The organism is Polaribacter sp. 2405UD43-2 (genome assembly GCF_058147125.1).
Genome location: NZ_JBYVJX010000008.1, coordinates 106,171 through 124,241, shown reverse-complemented (window position 1 = coordinate 124,241; position 18,071 = coordinate 106,171). Strand labels below are relative to the sequence as shown.

Genomic DNA, 18,071 nt, shown 5'->3' with positions numbered 1-18,071 from the left:
GTTGAACAAGAAATTAATCAATTCAAATATGTAGCATAGGTCTTAGAAAATTTGTCCGACTTTTAGTTGCAAGTCCATAGTGGATATAGAGAGTTTAAATCCATAGATTTCTTGTAATTCATCTTCAATGTCTGAAAGACTCATTCCTTTAGTGTATAAAGAAATAACGATGTTTTCTACAGATAAAGAATTGCTTTTGTGTTTGGGTACTACAATGGCTCAAAACTACCGTCTCTATCCCTGGGAACTTCTATTTGGCTTTTTCCAAATTCTGTTTTAATATGCTTTAATGTGCTTCCATTACAACTATTAGTATTCTCACTAGTTTTATTTTTAGGATAGCCTAAATGAGCTTCTAATTCACCTTGTAACATAGATTCCAAAGCTGTGCTATGAAGTTGTTTTAGTAATTGTGTCAATTCTAGCTCGGTTTTTACACCATTTAGAAGACCGCTGTTTAAAAATTGTTGTTTTAAATCTTTCATAATAAACTGTGTGTTTTTAAAATTAATAAAAAAACTAGGAGGGTTTTAAAACCCTCCTAGTTTTCTATTTACACAGTTTTTTGGATACTGCCGTTTTTAGGTTGTTTCGCTAACAGTCTAGTATAAGAATAGTTTAAATATTAGCTTTCATCAATTCTCTATTCATTCTTGCAATGTTGTCTAAAGAAATTCCTTTAGGGCATTCCACCTCACAAGCTCCTGTATTTGTACAGTTTCCAAAACCTTCTAAATCCATTTGAGCTACCATATTTTTAACACGGTCTGCAGCTTCTACTTGCCCTTGTGGTAATAATGCGTATTGGCTAACTTTTGCACCTACAAATAGCATAGCAGAAGAATTTTTACAAGTTGCAACACAAGCTCCACAACCAATACATGTTGCAGCATCCATAGCTTCATCTGCAGCGTGTTTAGAAATTGGTAATGAGTTTGCGTCTTGTGTATTACCAGATGTGTTTACAGAAATATAACCTCCTGCTTGCTGTATGCGCTCAAAAGCCATTCTATCAACAATTAAATCTTTAATTACAGGAAAAGCTGCTGCTCTCCAAGGTTCAATTGTAATGGTATCTCCATCATTAAACATACGCATATGCAACTGACAAGTTGTAATACCTCTGTCTGGTCCATGTGCTTCTCCATTAATGTACATAGAACACATACCACAAATACCTTCTCTACAATCATGATCAAAAGCAACAGGTTCTTCACCAGCATTTACTAATTGTTCATTTAAAACATCCATCATTTCTAAGAAAGACATATGTTCTGAAATACCAGTTACTTTATAATCGACCATTTGACCCTTTGAATTTGAGTCTTTTTGTCTCCAAATTTTTAACGTTAAATTCATTCCTTTACCTGACATATCTTTCTTATTTATATGAACGTTGTTTCAATTCAATATCGTTAAACTCTAATTCTTCTTTGTGTAAAACTGCGTCTGAAGGTTCTCCTTTATATTCCCAAGCAGAAACATAAGCAAAGTCTTTATCATTACGTTTTGCTTCTCCTTTTTGTGGACCAGATTCTTCTGCAGATTCTTCTCTAAAGTGACCTCCACAAGACTCAGCTCTTACTAAAGCATCTTTAGCAAATAATTCTCCTAATTCTAAGAAATCTGCAACTCTACCCGCTTTTTCTAATTCAGGATTCATTTCGTCTTTTCCTCCAGGAACTTTTACCTCTTTCCAAAATTCTTCACGAATTTCTTTAATTTCTGTAATAGCTTCTTCTAAACCTTTTGCATTTCTAGACATACCTGCTTTATCCCACATAACTTTACCTAGTTTTTTGTGGAAATAATCTACAGATTTTGTTCCTTTATTATTTACAAAGAAATCAATTCTATCTTTTACATCTTTTTCTGCTTGATCAAATTCAGCAGAATCTGTTGGAATTTTACCAGTTCTAATATCATCAGCTAAATAATCTCCAATTGTATATGGCAACACAAAATAACCATCTGCTAAACCTTGCATTAATGCAGATGCTCCTAACCTGTTTGCACCGTGATCAGAGAAGTTTGCTTCACCAATACAATAACATCCAGGAATGGTTGTCATCAAATTATAATCAACCCAAACACCACCCATTGTGTAGTGTACAGCTGGATAAATCATCATTGGAGTTTCATACGGATTTTGATCTACAATCTTCTCATACATCTGGAATAAATTCCCGTATTTTTCTTCAACAATTGCTTGCCCTAATTCTTTTATTTTTTCTTTTGATGGATTAGATATATTATGAATCTTAGCCTGCTCTTTTCCATAACGTTCAAAAGCTGCAGCAAAATCTAAATAAACAGCTTCACCTGTTGCATTTACACCATAACCAGCATCACAACGTTCTTTTGCTGCTCTTGATGCAACATCACGTGGCACTAAGTTACCAAATGCAGGATAACGTCTTTCTAAATAATAATCTCTTTCGTCTTCAGATAAATCTGTTGGTTTTTTCTTACCTTCTCTAATTGCTAAAACATCCTCCATCTTTTTTGGCACCCAAATACGTCCGTCATTTCTTAAAGATTCTGACATTAACGTTAATTTAGATTGATAATCTCCAGAACGTGGAATACATGTTGGATGAATTTGTGTATAACAAGGATTTGCGAAATAGGCTCCTTTTTTGTGGATTTTCCAAGCTGCAGTTGCATTAGATCCCATTGCGTTTGTTGATAAGAAATATACATTTCCATAACCTCCAGAACCAATTACAACAGCATGAGCAGAATGACGCTCAATTTCTCCAGTAATTAAATTTCTTGCAATAATTCCTCTTGCTTTACCATCAACAATCACAACATCTAACATTTCGTGTCTGTTAAACATTTCTATTTTACCACGCGCAATTTGTCTGTTCATTGCAGAATAAGCACCTAATAATAATTGCTGACCTGTTTGTCCTTTTGCATAAAAAGTTCTAGAAACTAAAACACCACCAAAAGAACGGTTGTCTAACAAACCACCATAATCGCGCGCAAAAGGAACTCCTTGTGCCACACATTGGTCTATAATATTTGCGGATACTTCTGCCAAACGATATACGTTTGCTTCACGAGAACGATAATCTCCTCCTTTTACAGTATCATAAAATAATCTATAGGTAGAATCTCCATCTCCCATATAATTTTTTGCTGCGTTAATTCCTCCTTGAGCCGCAATTGAATGGGCTCTTCTTGGAGAATCTTGATACGCAAATGCTTTTACATTGTATCCTAATTCTGCTAATGTTGCAGCAGCAGAACCTCCTGCCAATCCTGTACCTACCACAATAACATCTATATGACGTTTGTTGGCAGGATTTACCAAGTTAATTTGGTCTTTGTAAGTTGTCCATTTATCTTTAATTGGACCTTTTGGTACTTTTGAATTTAAAGCCATAATTATATAAGATTAATGGTGACTAAAATGATGATAAAGAGCAATAATTATAAATCCTAAAGGAATAACTATTGAGTATATTTTACCAATTGTTTGTAATGTTTTCTTTCTGCCGGCTGTAGCTCCCATAGATTGAAAAGCCGATGTAAACCCATGTAATAAGTGTAAAATTAAGAACACAAATGCAATAACATACATTGCAACTCTCCACATTGGAACAAATTTTTCTTGCAACTCATGAAAATATCTTGTTGGATCTTCTGGTAAAGCAGCTATATATTTATGATTAATTTCTGGAATCCAAAAATCTATAAAGTGAAGCACAATAAAGGCTAAAATTGCCAATCCGCTATAAATCATATTTCTACTCATCCAAGTAGAATTTGCAGCACCATTGTTTTTAGCATAAGAAACTCCTTGTGCTTTTTTGTTTTTTAACTCTAAAATAAAACCCATTACAAAGTGAAAAACAACTCCAAAAACTAATACAGGCTGTAAAGCAAACTGTACTAAAGGATTTGTACCCATAAAATGGGATAATTCATTAAAAAGGTTTTCGCTAAAGAGTGATGTTATATTTACCGCTAAATGTATGATTAAAAAAAACATCAGGAAGAAAGCAGAAAGCGCCATTGCTATCTTTCTTCCAATCGAAGATTTGAAAAATCCGCTCATTGTATAATTAGTTAAAATTTATAACAAATTTACGGCGAAATGAATGGACTCACAAAAAAAATAAATCGTTTCTCTTTATTTAGAATAATTATAAAAACGAAGTCTCATAACAAAAAACATTTTCTATTTTAATGATAAAAATCAGTAAAAACATTGCATTTTAATTCAATAACAAATTGATTATCAATAAATAATAAATTTAAACCTTATTAGAGCCCACTAAACATTTCTCATTTTCCCATTTTCCTTTTAATGATATATTAGAAATAATTTTTCCTTTTCGAGTTAAAAAACGCCCTTTTTTGTCTTTTTTAATGATTTTCATTTTTCCTGCATAAATAGCGTTTACAATTCTGTAAATCAATCCTTTTTTAGAAACTTTGCTTCCTCTAGTAATTAATTTTAAACCCTCTTCATTATTATGTAAATCCATTTCTGAGGATATTTTGTCAGGTACAACTCCGTCTTCTAATTTTCTTTTTTTGTAGGTTAAATAGTTTTCTTTTTCATGGGCTTTTCCTAAAGAACGAGCAGCACGTAAACCAATTTCTTGACGCAAACGTGCCATCCAATAAGCGTGTCTAAACGCATCTACTTGACCGCCAGCAGCATCTCCATCTAATAAATTTGTTTTAGCAATAGAATCTGCAACTTTATTTGCTTCTTTAGAAATTTTTAAAGATTTTTTTGCCTTAAAAGGATGAAACAAAACCCAAATTCTTTTAGGCCCAGAAAGATCAAAAAAGCCTTTGTTTTTGGTTTGTGCATTCATTGAAATAGAAATTGTAAATACTAACAATAAAAAGGGTTTTTTCATAATTGGTAATTTTTAGACCTCACAGGTTTTTAAAACCTGTGAGGTCTTGTACTTTGCTGTTTTATTTTATCTCAAACTTACTTTTAACATCATCAATTTTAACAATGTATTTTCCTTTAGGTAAATAATATTTATTGTTTTTAGCTTTTTTTAGCTTCACTTTTTTATTTGCTTTTTGAAAAAATTTTTTACCTTTTTTAGAAAATGAAACATCAAAATTTGCTTGGTTGTAACCTCTAGTTGCATCCACAATTATAGCGTTTACTTTTACATCTTTATGATAAATATTTATAGTTGTCTTTTTATCAGAATTAACATAAAAAGGAATGCTAATTTCTGGCTCAAAAGCATCTCTCCACTGGCTCCGTGAACTTCCCCATCTGCTACTTTTTCTTATATCATCAATATTAAAAATATGCGTAGATTTTGCTAAAATATCTTTAGTCATTTTTTGTAAATGAGCAATATTTGCTTTGTACAAACTTCTTCCATGCGTACCTACAATTAAGTGTTTTGCAGTGGGTTGAATTACCAAATCATTCATAGCTACATTGGGTAAATTATTGCTAAATGCTTGGTAAGATTTTCCTTGATTAAAAGAAATATACAATCCATTATCTGTACCCACATATAAAATATTTTCGTTTTCAGCATCTTCTTTTATGACATTTACTGGTGATGTTGGTATGTTGCTGCTAATGTTTGTCCAGCTTTGTCCATAATCATCAGACTTATAAATATAGGTTGTAAAATCGTCAAAACGATAACCGTTTAAAGTTGCATACACGCGTTCTTTTTTAAATTTTGATGCCACCACTCTAGACACCCATAAATTTTGTGGTAAGTTGTTAGAAATACGCGTCCAACTTCCACCACCGTTTTTTGTTAAGTTGATGTATCCATCATCAGAACCTACATAAATCAAACCAAATTGAAACGGACTTTCAGAAATTGTTGTTAAAGTTCCGTAAGCAACATTTCCTTTTTTTCCACCTGTGGTTAAATCACTTGAAATAGTTTGCCAATCATCACCTTTATTTAAAGAACGATGTAATTTATTACCGCCTAAATACAAAATATCTTGGTTGTGTTTTGATAAATGAATTGGGGTTTGCCAGTTAAACCTGTAAGGATTTTCGCCCAAAGTGTGTTTGGGTTGAATGTATTTTTTTTTGCCAGATGCTCTATCAATTCTAAAATAGTTTCCAAATTGATAACCTGTGTAGACAATGTTTGGGTTTCTATCATCAACCTGAATTTGCATACCATCTCCACCCATAATAGATTCGTAAGGATTTTGCCCAGATTGTTGCCAACCTTTATCTATTTTTGCATTATGATTGGCAACCCAAACACCATTGTCTTGCAAGCCACCATACACTTTATAGTTTTTTTGATGGTCTGCATACACAGTATAAAACTGACCCACAGCTGGGTCATTTAGTTTTATCCAGCTTTTTCCATCATCGTAAGTTAGGTTTAAACCACCATCATTTCCGTTTAAAATATGACCCGATTTTTTAGGGTTTATCCACAAAGCTTGATGGTCTGCGTGCACATTTTCTTTGCTGATAGAAGTAAACGTTTTACCTCCATCTTTCGATTTTATGATTGGAACGCCTAACACATAAATTGCATTTTCGTTTTGCAAGTCTACTCTTATTTCTCCAAAATAATATCCGTAAGAATAGTATAAATCGTCTAAATAGCCCTCGTGCGTTTTTGTCCAAGATTTACCTCCATTTGTCGTTTTAAAAACTTCTGCACCAATAACTTGCGTATCAAACAACATAGCATTAGCATCTTCTAAATATTTAGCCAAATCTATGGGGTTTGCAGAGCCAACACGTATCATTTGTTTTACATTTTCTGCGCTGTATTTTTCTTGAAAACCATTATCTTTTAAAAAAACATTTAATTTTTTATCTGATAATTTTAAGAAATTAGCAGAAGACATTGTTTTAAAATCTTCTTTTGTTAAAACATCAGAAGATTTTTTGTTTTTATCTTTTGGTCTTCTAAATTGGCTATCGTGCAAAGCATATACTGTGTTTTCATTAAAAACAGCTAAACCTATTCTGCCCACTCCATTTCCTATTGGGAATCCGCTTTTATCAGCAATTTTTGTCCAAGAATTTCCTGCATCTGTACTTTTATAGATAGATGAATTTTTTCCATCTCCATCAAAATTCCAAGCTTTACGTTCACGCTCCCAAGAAGCTGCATACATTACATTAAAATTATTTGGCGCAAAAGCAACATCAATAATACCTGTATCTTTATTTATAAATAAGGTTTTTGACCAAGTTTTACCACCATCTGTAGTTTTAAAAACGCCTCTTTCATTATTTGGAGAGTATAAATGACCAATAACACCAACCACAACTTCGTCTGTATTCTTTGGGTTGATAATTATTCTACTTACGTGATGAGAATCTGTGAGCCCAACATTATTCCAGGTTTTTCCTCCATCTGTAGATTTTAGCATTCCTATACCAGCATAAGAAGAACGTGATGAATTTTTCTCACCTGTACCTACCCAAATGGTTCCTGATTTCCAATCTACAGCAATATCTCCTATATTTTGAGTTAGAGAGTTGTCTAAAACTGGCGTAAAAGTTGTGCCATTATTTTTGGTATACCACAAACCACCAGAAGCATAACCTACATAAAATTCTGTAGGATTATTAGGATTTACAGCAACATCTGCAACACGCCCACTCATTACAGTGGGACCAATATTGGTAAATTCTACATTTTTTACTATTGATGATTTCATCATTTTAGATTTCTTATCTAAAGACTGTTTAATTACCTCAGAGTTTGTTGGTGCTTGTGCAAAAATTGTTACTGAAAAACATAAAGTTAGTAACTGAAAAAAAGACTTCATAAAGTTGGATTGTTTCAATTGAAGTGATGAAATTACCATTTGTATTTTCATTTTCAAAATCTTTAACAACATTTAGGATAAAAAAACAATTTTAAAGAGTGTATCTTTGACATCAGAATAAGACTAGCCAAAGCTAGTTCTTTAAAAAATTTCTATGACATTTAAAGATTTAGGTTTATCTAATGCAATTTTAAAAGCAGTTGAAGAAAAAGGATACACCCAACCAACGCCTATACAAGAAAAAGCCATTCCACCAATTTTAGAAGGCAAAGATATTTTAGCTTCCGCCCAAACAGGAACTGGAAAAACGGCAGGTTTTACTTTGCCTATTTTACAATATTTATCAGAAACCAAACATCCAAAATATAGACCTTTACGCGCTTTGGTTTTAACACCAACAAGAGAATTAGCAGCACAAGTTTACGATAACGTTAGAGAATATAGTAAATATGTAAATATAAAATCTGCCGTAATTTTTGGAGGCGTAAATGCAAAACCACAAATTGCAACTTTACGAAGTGGTGTAGATATTTTAGTGGCAACTCCTGGTAGATTATTGGATTTACACAATCAAAAAGCGATTTCTTTTAAGCGAATTGATATCTTAATTTTAGACGAAGCTGACAGAATGTTAGATATGGGTTTTGTGAGGGATATTAACAAATTGATTAGTTTTATGCCTGCAAAACGTCAAAATTTGCTGTTTTCAGCAACTTTTTCTAAAGATATTAAAAAATTAGCTGAAGGCATTTTAAGAAATCCTATTTCGGTTGAAGCTACTCCGCAAAACTCTACTGCAAAAAAAGTAACCCACAGTGTTTTTAAGGTTGATAAAAGTAGAAAAACGGAGTTTACCATAAAATTGATAAAAGACAACCATTGGAATCAGGTTTTAATCTTTACAAGAACCAAACACGGTGCCAATAGGTTAACTCAAAAATTGATAAAATCTAAAATTTCTGCTGCAGCTATACACGGAAATAAAAGTCAAGGTGCAAGAACAAAAGCGCTTAAAAACTTTAAAGAAAATTCTATAAAAATATTAGTTGCCACAGATATTGCCGCGCGCGGTTTAGACATTCCGTTATTGCCACACGTTATTAATTACGAACTGCCAAATGTACCCGAAGATTATGTACACAGAATTGGTAGAACTGGTAGAGCAGGAGCTGCAGGAGAAGCCATTTCTTTAGTTTGTAGCGAAGAAACGGAATATCAAAAAGAAATAGAAAAATTACTAAACGAAAAATTAAAATCTACTATTGTAGCAGGTTTTGAGCCTACTGATATTGCACCTCCAAAAAGAGCCGCAACACAAAGTAAAGGTTCTTTTGGTAAAAAGAAAAAACCTTCTAATTCTAATTCTTCAGAAAGAAATACATCAAAAAGAAAACCTCATTTTAGAGGAAAAAAACCTTCGAATACATCTGGAAGAGGCAGAACAGGTGCTCCTAAAAAGAAACGTTATTAGATTTATTTGTATTTAGATAGAAGTATGATTAAAAAAATTTCATATTCTAGAATTAGAGATTCTTCACTACACTACGTTTCGTTCTGAAAGACAAAATATAATCATATTTTATTGATAATTTTATTGCTACATTTGTGTTTATAAACACATTTTAATATGAAATATCATCCTATAAATTCAGATCTTTTTATACAAAACCGCAAGAATTTTACAGCTGCAATGCAACCCAAAAGTATTGCTGTATTTAATTCTAACGATATTTATCCTATAAGTGCAGACAGCACAATGCCTTTTGAACAACACAGAGATATCTTTTATTTATCTGGAGTAGATCAAGAAGAAAGTGTGTTAATGTTATTTCCAGATTGTCCTAATCCAGATTATAAAGAAGTTTTATTTGTTAGAGAAACCAATGATCATATTGCCATTTGGGAAGGAGAAAAATTGACCAAAGAAGCTGCTTTTAAAACAAGTGGAATTAAAAATGTTTTTTGGCTACAAGATTTAGAAAAAATCTTATTCGAAATGTCTACTTATGCAGACACTTTTTACATCAACACAAACGAACATTACAGAGCAAATGTAGAAACTGAAACTCGTGAAAATCGTTTTACAAAATGGTTGTTGGCAAAATACCCTGCGCATTCTGTGGCTAAAAGTAATCCTATTTTACAGCAATTACGTTCTGTAAAAAGTAAAATAGAATTAGACTTAATGCAACACGCTTGTAATATTACCGAAAAAGGTTTTAGAAGAATTTTAAACTTTATAAAACCGGGTGTTTGGGAATATGAAATTGAAGCAGAATTATTGCACGAATTTATAAAAAACCGCTCTAAAGGATTTGCTTACACCCCAATTATTGCATCCGGAAATAACGCTAATGTTTTGCATTATATAGAGAACAATAAACAATGTAAAAAAGGTGATTTAATTTTGTTTGATATTGCAGCTGAATACGCAAATTATAAAAGTGATTTATCTAGAACTGTACCTGTTTCTGGTCGTTTTTCTGACAGACAAAAAGCGGTTTACAATGCTGTAAATTATGTTAAAAAAGAAGCCACAAAATTATTGGTTCCGGGTGCTTTATGGAAAGAATATCACTTAGAAGTTGGTAAAATTATGACTTCTGAATTGCTGAAATTAGGTTTACTAGACAAAGCTGATGTGCAAAAAGAAGACCCAAAATGGCCTGCTTATAAAAAATATTTTATGCATGGAACTTCTCATCATATTGGGTTAGACACCCATGATTATGGACTTTTACACGAGCCAATAAAAGCAAATATGGTATTTACTGTAGAACCTGGAATTTACATTCCTGATGAAGGTTTTGGAATTCGTTTAGAAGATGATGTAGTTGTTCAAGAAAAAGGAGACCCTTTTAATTTAATGGGCAACATACCAATTGAAGCTGACGAAATTGAAGATTTGATGCAAGGTTAAACCTTGAAATAAATATTAAAGTAGCTGTCTAAAAAGTAGTTTTATTGTCATTTTGAGCGAAGTCGAAAAATCTCAATTATCTGTAAATCATAAATTTAATATTGTTTAGATTCTTCATTTTCATTCAGAATGACACTTTTCAGACAGCCTCTTTTTTATGCCAAAGAATGAATAAAACCAATTGTTTTATGATTAAAAGTTTCTGGCTGTTCTACATTTACAACATGACCGCATTTATCAACCACATATAAAGAAGATGTTATATGCTTAGAAACAATATTTTTTATAGAGGGTAAAAACAAATGATCTTCAGAACCCATAATATATAACGTCGGAATTTTAATATCTTTAGTTCTAAAAAATCGCAATAAAAGGTTTATTTCTGATGTTAATTTAAACCAGCGCAAAAACTCTTTTTGATACAGTTTTTTTGCTTCGTTTACAAAAAGTAATCTAGATTTTTTGTGATTTTTCTTTGGCATAATAATAAATGCAAAGAGCTTATAAAGCATCATATAAGGTACAACAGATTTAAAAATAACACCTATTTTCATTAAGATTTGTGAACGGAAATTTAGCTTAATAATAGCTCCTCCCATAATCATACTTTGTACTAATCCTGATCTTTTTTCTGCTAAATTTCTTATTAAAATTGTTCCTAAAGAAATTCCGATAAAGTGCGATTTTTTAATGTTCAAATGTTCAATAACCTCAACAATATCATGAGTAATAGAATCAAAAGTGTATTTAGGATTAAACGTATCTTTTAAAGTTGGTTTACTATCTCCATGGCCACGTAAATCTAAAATTAACACATTAAAATGCTTTTTAAATTCACGAACTTGTTTATACCAAATAGAACTACTGCCTCCTGCTCCATGAACAAAAGTTACCCATTCTTTAGAAGTTATATGTGGATATGAATAGTAGTTTAACAAAAATTAATTTTAGCTTTTAATTTATAAACGAATGGCTAAAATAACTTTTTTTAATTTGATGCTGTTTTAGATATCTTTTTATTTATAATCAATTTAAAATGTACATCAAAAAATTATTTATTACTTTCTTTTTTTCAATTTTTTGTACCTTGCAAGTATGGAAAAATCAACTTCAGAAAAAGATAAAAAAAAGAAATTTAATTACGATCAAGAATTGGCAAATCTGCATACAGAATTGGTTGATTTACAAGAATGGGTAAAAAACCAAGGGCTTAAAGTTGTCATTATTTTTGAAGGTAGAGATGCCTCTGGAAAAGGAGGAACAATAAAACGTTTTACAGAGCCACTAAACCCTAGAGTTTGTAAAGTTGTAGCATTGGGTGTGCCAACAGAAAGAGAAAAGTCTCAATGGTATTTTCAGCGTTATGTGCCTTATTTACCTGCTGCAGGAGAAATTGTTTTGTTTGACAGAAGTTGGTATAACAGAGCAGGCGTAGAAAAAGTTATGGGCTTTTGTACAGAAAAAGAATATGATGAGTTTTTACGCTCTTGCCCAGAATTTGAACGTATGTTAGTAAGATCTGGTACCATTGTTTTAAAATACTGGTTTTCTGTAAGTGATGAAGAACAAGAAAGACGTTTTAAAAACAGAATTTCTAACCCTTTAAAAAGATGGAAATTCAGCCCAATGGATTTAGAATCTCGTTCTCGTTGGTTAGAATATTCTAAAGCCAAAGACAATATGTTTGCGCATACAGACACAAAGCAAGTGCCTTGGTTTGTTGTAAATGCAGATAATAAAAAGAAAGCGCGTTTAAATTGTATCAGCCATATTTTAAGCAAAATTCCTTACCAAAAAGCAGATTTACAACCAGTAGAATTACCTCCTTTACCAGAACACAAAGGGTATGTAAGACCTCCTTTAGATTATCAAACTTTTGTACCAGAAAAATTTTAGAATATAAAAGTGGTTGTCTAAAAAGTAACTTCTACAATCGATTGTAGTCGAGAAATCTACATATTTGATTTACACTACATTTTGGACTACGCTCAATGTGACAGCATTGAAATTTATTGACTTTTCAGACAGCCGCTTTTATATACCACCTTGAATTTAAAAACTATTTTACTATTAAAGTATATTGTGGGGTTTTATTAAAAGGGCAAAAATATTTATAGGTTCCTTTTTTTAATGTTACTTTTTTTGATGATTCTTTTTTACCGTGTTTTACCATTTGAGACACGTAAGCATTTTTTATATGGTTTTCTGGTTTAGAACCGTCTTTACCTTCTTTTATTAAAACCAAACCAACTTCTGGTGCAGCATTATTATTTGTTACTTCAAAAACGTAGGTTCCTTCAGAAAGCGTTATAGCTTTTTGTGTAAACTCACCTTTGGTTTGTTCTAAAGAAACTGTTTTTACGGCTTCTTTTTTCATCTTTTTATCTTGTGCATTTGTATTAAATGCAAAACCTAAAATTAAAACTAAAATTGCGATTACTTTTTTCATTTTTTCTATTATTTATTTATTGTTTAAATGTGTTTATTTTTCTGATTTGCAAGTGCAAAGTTCTTGTTCTGGATGTTGTTCATCATAGGTTTGGTAACCCCAACAGTTTGGACATTGTGTTTGTTCTATTGTTTTCATAATTCTTGTTTTTAAGGCTTTTTAAAATTGATGTAAAAAGCTGTTGTTTAATTATAATACAAAGATGCAACCCAAATAGACCTCTAAAAATGGACAAAAGTTCCTACTGTTTGGACAAGGAAAAAAAATGAATAGATTTTCACTTAGCGTGAAGGATGGAGCAAGTTGTTTGAGCTCTTTTTAAGTTTGAGAAAACTTAAAAAAGCGAGTTGCGAGAGCCTGACCTGAAAGGGCACGCCCAAAGAAAATAAAAGAATTTAGTACTCTTTTTTAAACTGAAGTGGAGATTTTAAAATTGCTTTGGTAAAAAAACGAGTAAAATATGCAGGATCATTAAAACCCAACTCAAATGCGATTTCTTTTACAGTTTTATCTGTATAAATCAGAAGACGTTTTGCCTCTAACAAAATGCGGTTTTTAATAAAATCTGATGGCGTTTTTGTACCTATTTTTTGAAAATGTTTGGTTATCGATTTTGGCGAAATTCCTAATCTATTTGCATATTCTGTAACAGAATGTATGGTTTTAAAATTCTGTTCTACCAATAAACTAAAGTCTTTAAAAAGACGTGTTTCTGTGTCTTCTTTAAGTACGTGGTTTTCCTTTTTAACACGAACTGCATTAATGATAAATTGTTTTAAATAAGATTGCAACATATCATATTGTGCAGTTTCGTTTTGTTGAAATTCTTCAATTAAACTTTCTAAAATAAACTGTAATTTTTTAGTTTCTTTTTCGCAAGGTTTTACAAACGGAGTTTCGTAAATATTGTTGAATAAAATTCCGTTACAGGCCACTTCTTTATCGTGCGTTTGTATGCAGTAGAAATCTCTTACAAAAGTAAGTTTATAAGCCGTTTTTATTTGCTCAGAATCTACTGTAAATACTTGTCCTGGAGATAAAAAAAAGAGCACATTGTCATTAAAAGTATAACTTTCAAAATCGATATTATAGGTTCCACTTCCTTCTTGAATCCAATAAATAACATAGGCGTTTTTTTGTTCATTATGATCTATGGTACACGCTTTTTCAAAAGCTACTGTACTTAAAGAAAATATGTTTTGAAAAGAATATTTTATAATGTCTTGAACTGCCAAATTAAGGTTTGTTTTCTTTGTTGGTCGTAAAAAAGGTTAGAAACTTATATCTCTATTTTGTCTCTTTTAATTATCTCTAAGTACAAATGTTAATACGTGAATTAGATTATAATAATATTTAGTAGCATCTAATTAAATTTTCTTCCTCAAATTCATCACAACAAAAACCAAAATAGCAGGAAGTACCCAACCCAAACTAGCATTTGCCAACGGAATTATATTTTTAATACTCGCTAAATTTTCTCTTGGTATGATAAAGCCTAAAAAATCAGGAATACTAAAGATAAAAGTTATTAAAACAACTGCTCTAAAAACTAATTTAGAAGCATATTTATCTGGCACAATATTTAGTAAAATTAACACAATAGTTATTGGATATAAAAACATTAATGCGGGTACTGCCAATGTAATGATAAAATCTACTTGATAACTCCCAACAATAATACCAATAACAGAGGCAATTGCAGCTGTAGCAATGTATGCTGTTTTTGAGTTGTAACAAATTCCTTTAATGTAATCTGCGGTTCCTGTTACAATTCCAACGGCAGTTGTAAAACACGCTAAAGCTACCAAAACACTTAAAAAAGTAGTTCCTAAACTCCCTAATGTTTGTGTGCTTAAACCCGATAAAATTTCAATTCTTGTGGCTTTTTCTGTAAACGATGCAGAGAATAAAGATCCACTTAAAATTAAACCTCCATAAATTAATAATAAACCAGCACCCGCAATAATTCCTGCCTTGGTAATCAATTCTTTTTTAGCATCAAAAGTTGTGTGTCCTCTTAAATTCAGCGAAATAATAATTACTGCTCCAACAACAACGCCACCAATGGCATCAAAGGTTTGATATCCTTCTAAAATACCATCAACAAAAGGAGTTGTAAAAGCTGAGGGATTTACAGTTTCTGATGAAGTAAAAACTGCAATTAAAATGATAATCAATAAAATTAAAACAATAATTGGTGTTAAAAATTTACCAATTAAGCTGATAATTTTAGAGCGATTTACAGCAAATATAAAAACCAGTAAAAAATAAATGCTACTTGTTAATAAAGAACTTGAACCAAAAAAAGGTTGAATTGCCATTTCGTGAGTTACAGAAGCTGTTCTTGGTGATGGAATTGCAATAGAAATCACATAAATTAACAAACAATAAGTTGTACTAAAAACAGGAGAAACTTTTTTGCCAAAATCGTACAAAGTTCCTTGTAATTTTGCGTGTGCAAAAATGGCTAAAATGGGTATGGTTACTGCCGTTAGTGCAAAACCTAAAACTACAATCCACCAATCTAAACCTGCTTTTGCTCCTAAAGTTGGAGGTAAAATTAAATTTCCTGCTCCAAAAAAGAGAGAAAAAAGTGCAAAACCAGCAATCCAAATTTCTTTTGTTTTGTTCATCTATTGATTGATTTTTATTCTTGAAATATACATATTTTTGTGTGATGCAAAAATCTATCACTTTTAAAAATGCAAACATTTCTTTTTCTGATTCAGGAAAAGGAAGTGCTGTTGTTTTAATTCACGGATTTTTAGAGAATTCTACTATGTGGAAAAACATAATTCTAGAATTATCTAAAAGAAATCGAATCATTACAATTGATTTGCTTGGTCATGGAAAATCTGACTGTTTGGGTTATGTACATTCTATGGAGTTGTTTGCAGAAACTATTGAGGCTGTGTTAAAACATTTACGCATTAGAAAATGTGTTTTAGTAGGACATTCTTTAGGTGGCTATATTGCGTTGGCTTTTGCAGAGAAACATCCGCAGAAAATTAAAGGATTGTGCTTACTAAATTCTACTTCTAATAAAGATGATAAAGAGCGTAAAGCGTTAAGAACACGCGCTAATAAAATGATTCAAAATAATTTTAAAAATATGGTAAGAATTTCTTTTACCAATTTGTTTAGCGAACAAAGTAGAGTGGTTTTTAAAGATGAAATGAAATTAGCGCTAAATGAAGCTTTACAAACACCAATTCAAGGCTATATTGCTGCACAGGAAGGAATGAAAATTCGCCCAAATAGAAATCATATTTTAGCTGAAAATAGTTTTAAAAAACTCATAATTATCGGCAAAAAAGACCCTGTTTTAGAGTATAAAATTTCTGTAAAAGAAGCCCAAAAAACAACTTCAGAAATTGTTGTTTTTAATAATGGACATATGAGTCATATTGAAAATAAAGACGAGTTAATAGCTGTTTTAAAACAATTTGTAAAAACTTACTAAGGTTGACTTTTAAAAAAAAGCTAAATTCTTATAAAAATAAGCTAACTTTGTTTAGTGTTGAATAAAAGTCATTCAAAAACAACGCATATTTAGGATCACATTGGCAGTAAGTTACAAGCAATTAAAACCAAAATTACAAATGAAAAAGATTAATTTAATTATCACTTTAATAACAATATTAATAGTTAGTTCTTGTTCCTCAAATAAAGAAAATATAGAAAATGAAACACTTTCAATAGTTGGAACTTGGCAACTCGTTGAAACTACTGTTTCTGAAAACCCAAATTATACTTTAGAAAATTGCCAGCTTGAAACAAAAATAATTTTTAAAGCGGATAAGACTGGAGAATCGGATGAATATGCTTTTGACACAAATATCAATGACTGCATACTTATAGAAAATGATTTCTCATATGAAATAAACGATTCAAAATTAACTATAAATTACAATACTAAGAATTTTACCAACGAATTGAATTATGAATTGGAAGGGGATTTTCTTACATATTCTTTTTTTAATAATTTAGGAAATAAAAGAACTACAAAAATGAAAAGGCTGAATTAAAAGATTATCATTAATTAATTGACTGATTTTAGATAGTTTAAAAAACTACTTGCGGACTTACTATTTCTGTTTTATTTGACAACTTTATTGCTTGAAATACGCAACTAATATTACAAAAAATGTTATGCCAAAAAAATCACTATTTAAAAAACTTAACTACTATGAAAAAAATAATTCTACCATTTTTACTGTTATTTACTGTTTACATTTTATCACAAGAAAAAAATTATGGTATCTCAACACATTTACTAATAGCTGATAGTGATTTATCTGATGAAATTAGTGCAGGTGGCAGTCCTGGATACAGAATAGGAATTTATTATGATTATCAATTAAATCAAAGTTTTGGAATAAAATCTATTTTAGGGGTTTCAAAAATTAAAGATGCATATATAGATAATAATAGTCCTAATGTGTATAGGTCTAATTTAGATTTATTATCATTTTTAAAATATGACTTAAATTCTGAATATGATAAAGGGTTTTACCTATTAGCTGGGCCAAGAATTTCATATGTAATTTCTGCAGTTAATAATAACAATAATGTTGATGATATCTATAAAAAGACCCATTTCGGTTTAGTTTTTGGGTTTGGTTTTGACATATCTTCTTTTTTAGAAATTGAATTTACTGGAGATTATGGTTTTACGGATATTACTCAATCTCCAACTTTTGAAACTAAAACATTAGGTGGTAATTTGAGCTTATTCTTTAATATTTCTGACTTATTAAAATAGAATTCATAAATTAGTTGAATGAAAAATATTTAGAAGGAAATGCTTAAAAATAAAAAAGTTGAGATAAATAAAGGAATTAGAAATAATAATACAAAACCTACTACCAACACCGTGTAAAAAAAATTGCTAGTTTTGGTCTACTTACGAAAATCCTCGCAACT

At 30.9% G+C, this 18,071-nt stretch carries 16 protein-coding genes; 6 read left to right on the top strand and 10 right to left on the bottom strand.

Going from position 1 to position 18,071, the window contains the following annotated elements; all coding sequences use genetic code 11:
* Positions 1-209: 209 nt before the first annotated feature.
* The 6 genes from ACY2RX_RS11815 to ACY2RX_RS11790 form a co-directional block, all read right to left on the bottom strand.
* Positions 210-485: a transposase gene (locus ACY2RX_RS11815; RefSeq protein ID WP_490104191.1), complete on the bottom strand. Its 276-nt coding sequence runs from the start codon at positions 483-485 to the stop codon at positions 210-212.
* A 133-nt stretch (positions 486-618) separates the two neighbouring features.
* A complete protein-coding gene (locus ACY2RX_RS11810) occupies positions 619-1,359 on the bottom strand; it encodes a succinate dehydrogenase/fumarate reductase iron-sulfur subunit (protein ID WP_490104195.1) in 741 nt (246 codons plus the stop codon).
* A 22-nt stretch (positions 1,360-1,381) separates the two neighbouring features.
* Positions 1,382-3,394, bottom strand: a complete 2,013-nt coding sequence (locus tag ACY2RX_RS11805; protein WP_490104190.1) for a fumarate reductase/succinate dehydrogenase flavoprotein subunit — start codon at positions 3,392-3,394, stop codon at positions 1,382-1,384.
* Between the two features lie 12 nt (positions 3,395-3,406).
* Positions 3,407-4,069 carry a succinate dehydrogenase cytochrome b subunit gene (locus tag ACY2RX_RS11800; RefSeq protein ID WP_490104189.1) on the bottom strand — a complete coding sequence of 221 codons (663 nt, stop codon included), beginning with the start codon at positions 4,067-4,069 and terminating at the stop codon, positions 3,407-3,409.
* 199 nt (positions 4,070-4,268) lie between these two features.
* On the bottom strand, positions 4,269-4,886 hold the full coding sequence (locus tag ACY2RX_RS11795) for a DUF6973 domain-containing protein (protein WP_490104188.1): 618 nt from the start codon (positions 4,884-4,886) through the stop codon (positions 4,269-4,271).
* Positions 4,887-4,947: 61 nt separating this feature from the next.
* Positions 4,948-7,776 carry a WD40/YVTN/BNR-like repeat-containing protein gene (locus tag ACY2RX_RS11790; RefSeq protein ID WP_490104194.1) on the bottom strand — a complete coding sequence of 943 codons (2,829 nt, stop codon included), beginning with the start codon at positions 7,774-7,776 and terminating at the stop codon, positions 4,948-4,950.
* Between the two features lie 154 nt (positions 7,777-7,930).
* On the opposite strand from ACY2RX_RS11790, the gene ACY2RX_RS11785 reads away from it, so the two are divergent.
* Positions 7,931-9,247 carry a DEAD/DEAH box helicase gene (locus ACY2RX_RS11785; protein WP_490104187.1) on the top strand — a complete coding sequence of 439 codons (1,317 nt, stop codon included), beginning with the start codon at positions 7,931-7,933 and terminating at the stop codon, positions 9,245-9,247.
* Positions 9,248-9,403: 156 nt separating this feature from the next.
* Complete coding sequence (locus tag ACY2RX_RS11780) at positions 9,404-10,696, top strand: aminopeptidase P family protein (protein WP_490104186.1); 1,293 nt, start codon at positions 9,404-9,406, stop codon at positions 10,694-10,696.
* A 155-nt stretch (positions 10,697-10,851) separates the two neighbouring features.
* Here the strand turns inward: ACY2RX_RS11780 and ACY2RX_RS11775 are convergent, their stop codons facing one another.
* Positions 10,852-11,634 carry an alpha/beta fold hydrolase gene (locus ACY2RX_RS11775; protein WP_490104185.1) on the bottom strand — a complete coding sequence of 261 codons (783 nt, stop codon included), beginning with the start codon at positions 11,632-11,634 and terminating at the stop codon, positions 10,852-10,854.
* A 157-nt stretch (positions 11,635-11,791) separates the two neighbouring features.
* Between ACY2RX_RS11775 and ppk2 the strand changes: the two genes are divergently transcribed.
* On the top strand, positions 11,792-12,592 hold the full coding sequence (gene ppk2 / locus ACY2RX_RS11770; protein WP_490104184.1) for a polyphosphate kinase 2: 801 nt from the start codon (positions 11,792-11,794) through the stop codon (positions 12,590-12,592).
* A 163-nt stretch (positions 12,593-12,755) separates the two neighbouring features.
* Here the strand turns inward: ppk2 and ACY2RX_RS11765 are convergent, their stop codons facing one another.
* The 3 genes from ACY2RX_RS11765 to brnQ form a co-directional block, all read right to left on the bottom strand.
* A complete protein-coding gene (locus ACY2RX_RS11765) occupies positions 12,756-13,145 on the bottom strand; it encodes a cupredoxin domain-containing protein (RefSeq protein WP_490104183.1) in 390 nt (129 codons plus the stop codon).
* A 395-nt stretch (positions 13,146-13,540) separates the two neighbouring features.
* Complete coding sequence (locus tag ACY2RX_RS11760; RefSeq protein WP_490104182.1) at positions 13,541-14,380, bottom strand: helix-turn-helix domain-containing protein; 840 nt, start codon at positions 14,378-14,380, stop codon at positions 13,541-13,543.
* A 132-nt stretch (positions 14,381-14,512) separates the two neighbouring features.
* Complete coding sequence (gene brnQ, locus ACY2RX_RS11755) at positions 14,513-15,778, bottom strand: branched-chain amino acid transport system II carrier protein (RefSeq protein ID WP_490104181.1); 1,266 nt, start codon at positions 15,776-15,778, stop codon at positions 14,513-14,515.
* A 44-nt stretch (positions 15,779-15,822) separates the two neighbouring features.
* On the opposite strand from brnQ, the gene ACY2RX_RS11750 reads away from it, so the two are divergent.
* The 3 genes from ACY2RX_RS11750 (at position 15,823) to ACY2RX_RS11740 (ending at position 17,910) form a co-directional block, all read left to right on the top strand.
* Positions 15,823-16,608 (top strand): alpha/beta fold hydrolase, encoded by a 786-nt coding sequence (locus tag ACY2RX_RS11750; protein WP_490104180.1) that lies wholly within the window; start codon positions 15,823-15,825, stop codon positions 16,606-16,608.
* Between the two features lie 139 nt (positions 16,609-16,747).
* Positions 16,748-17,173: a lipocalin-like domain-containing protein gene (locus ACY2RX_RS11745; RefSeq protein WP_490104179.1), complete on the top strand. Its 426-nt coding sequence runs from the start codon at positions 16,748-16,750 to the stop codon at positions 17,171-17,173.
* A gap of 161 nt (positions 17,174-17,334) precedes the next feature.
* Positions 17,335-17,910: an outer membrane beta-barrel protein gene (locus tag ACY2RX_RS11740; protein ID WP_490104178.1), complete on the top strand. Its 576-nt coding sequence runs from the start codon at positions 17,335-17,337 to the stop codon at positions 17,908-17,910.
* The last annotated feature ends 161 nt before the right edge of the window (positions 17,911-18,071 follow it).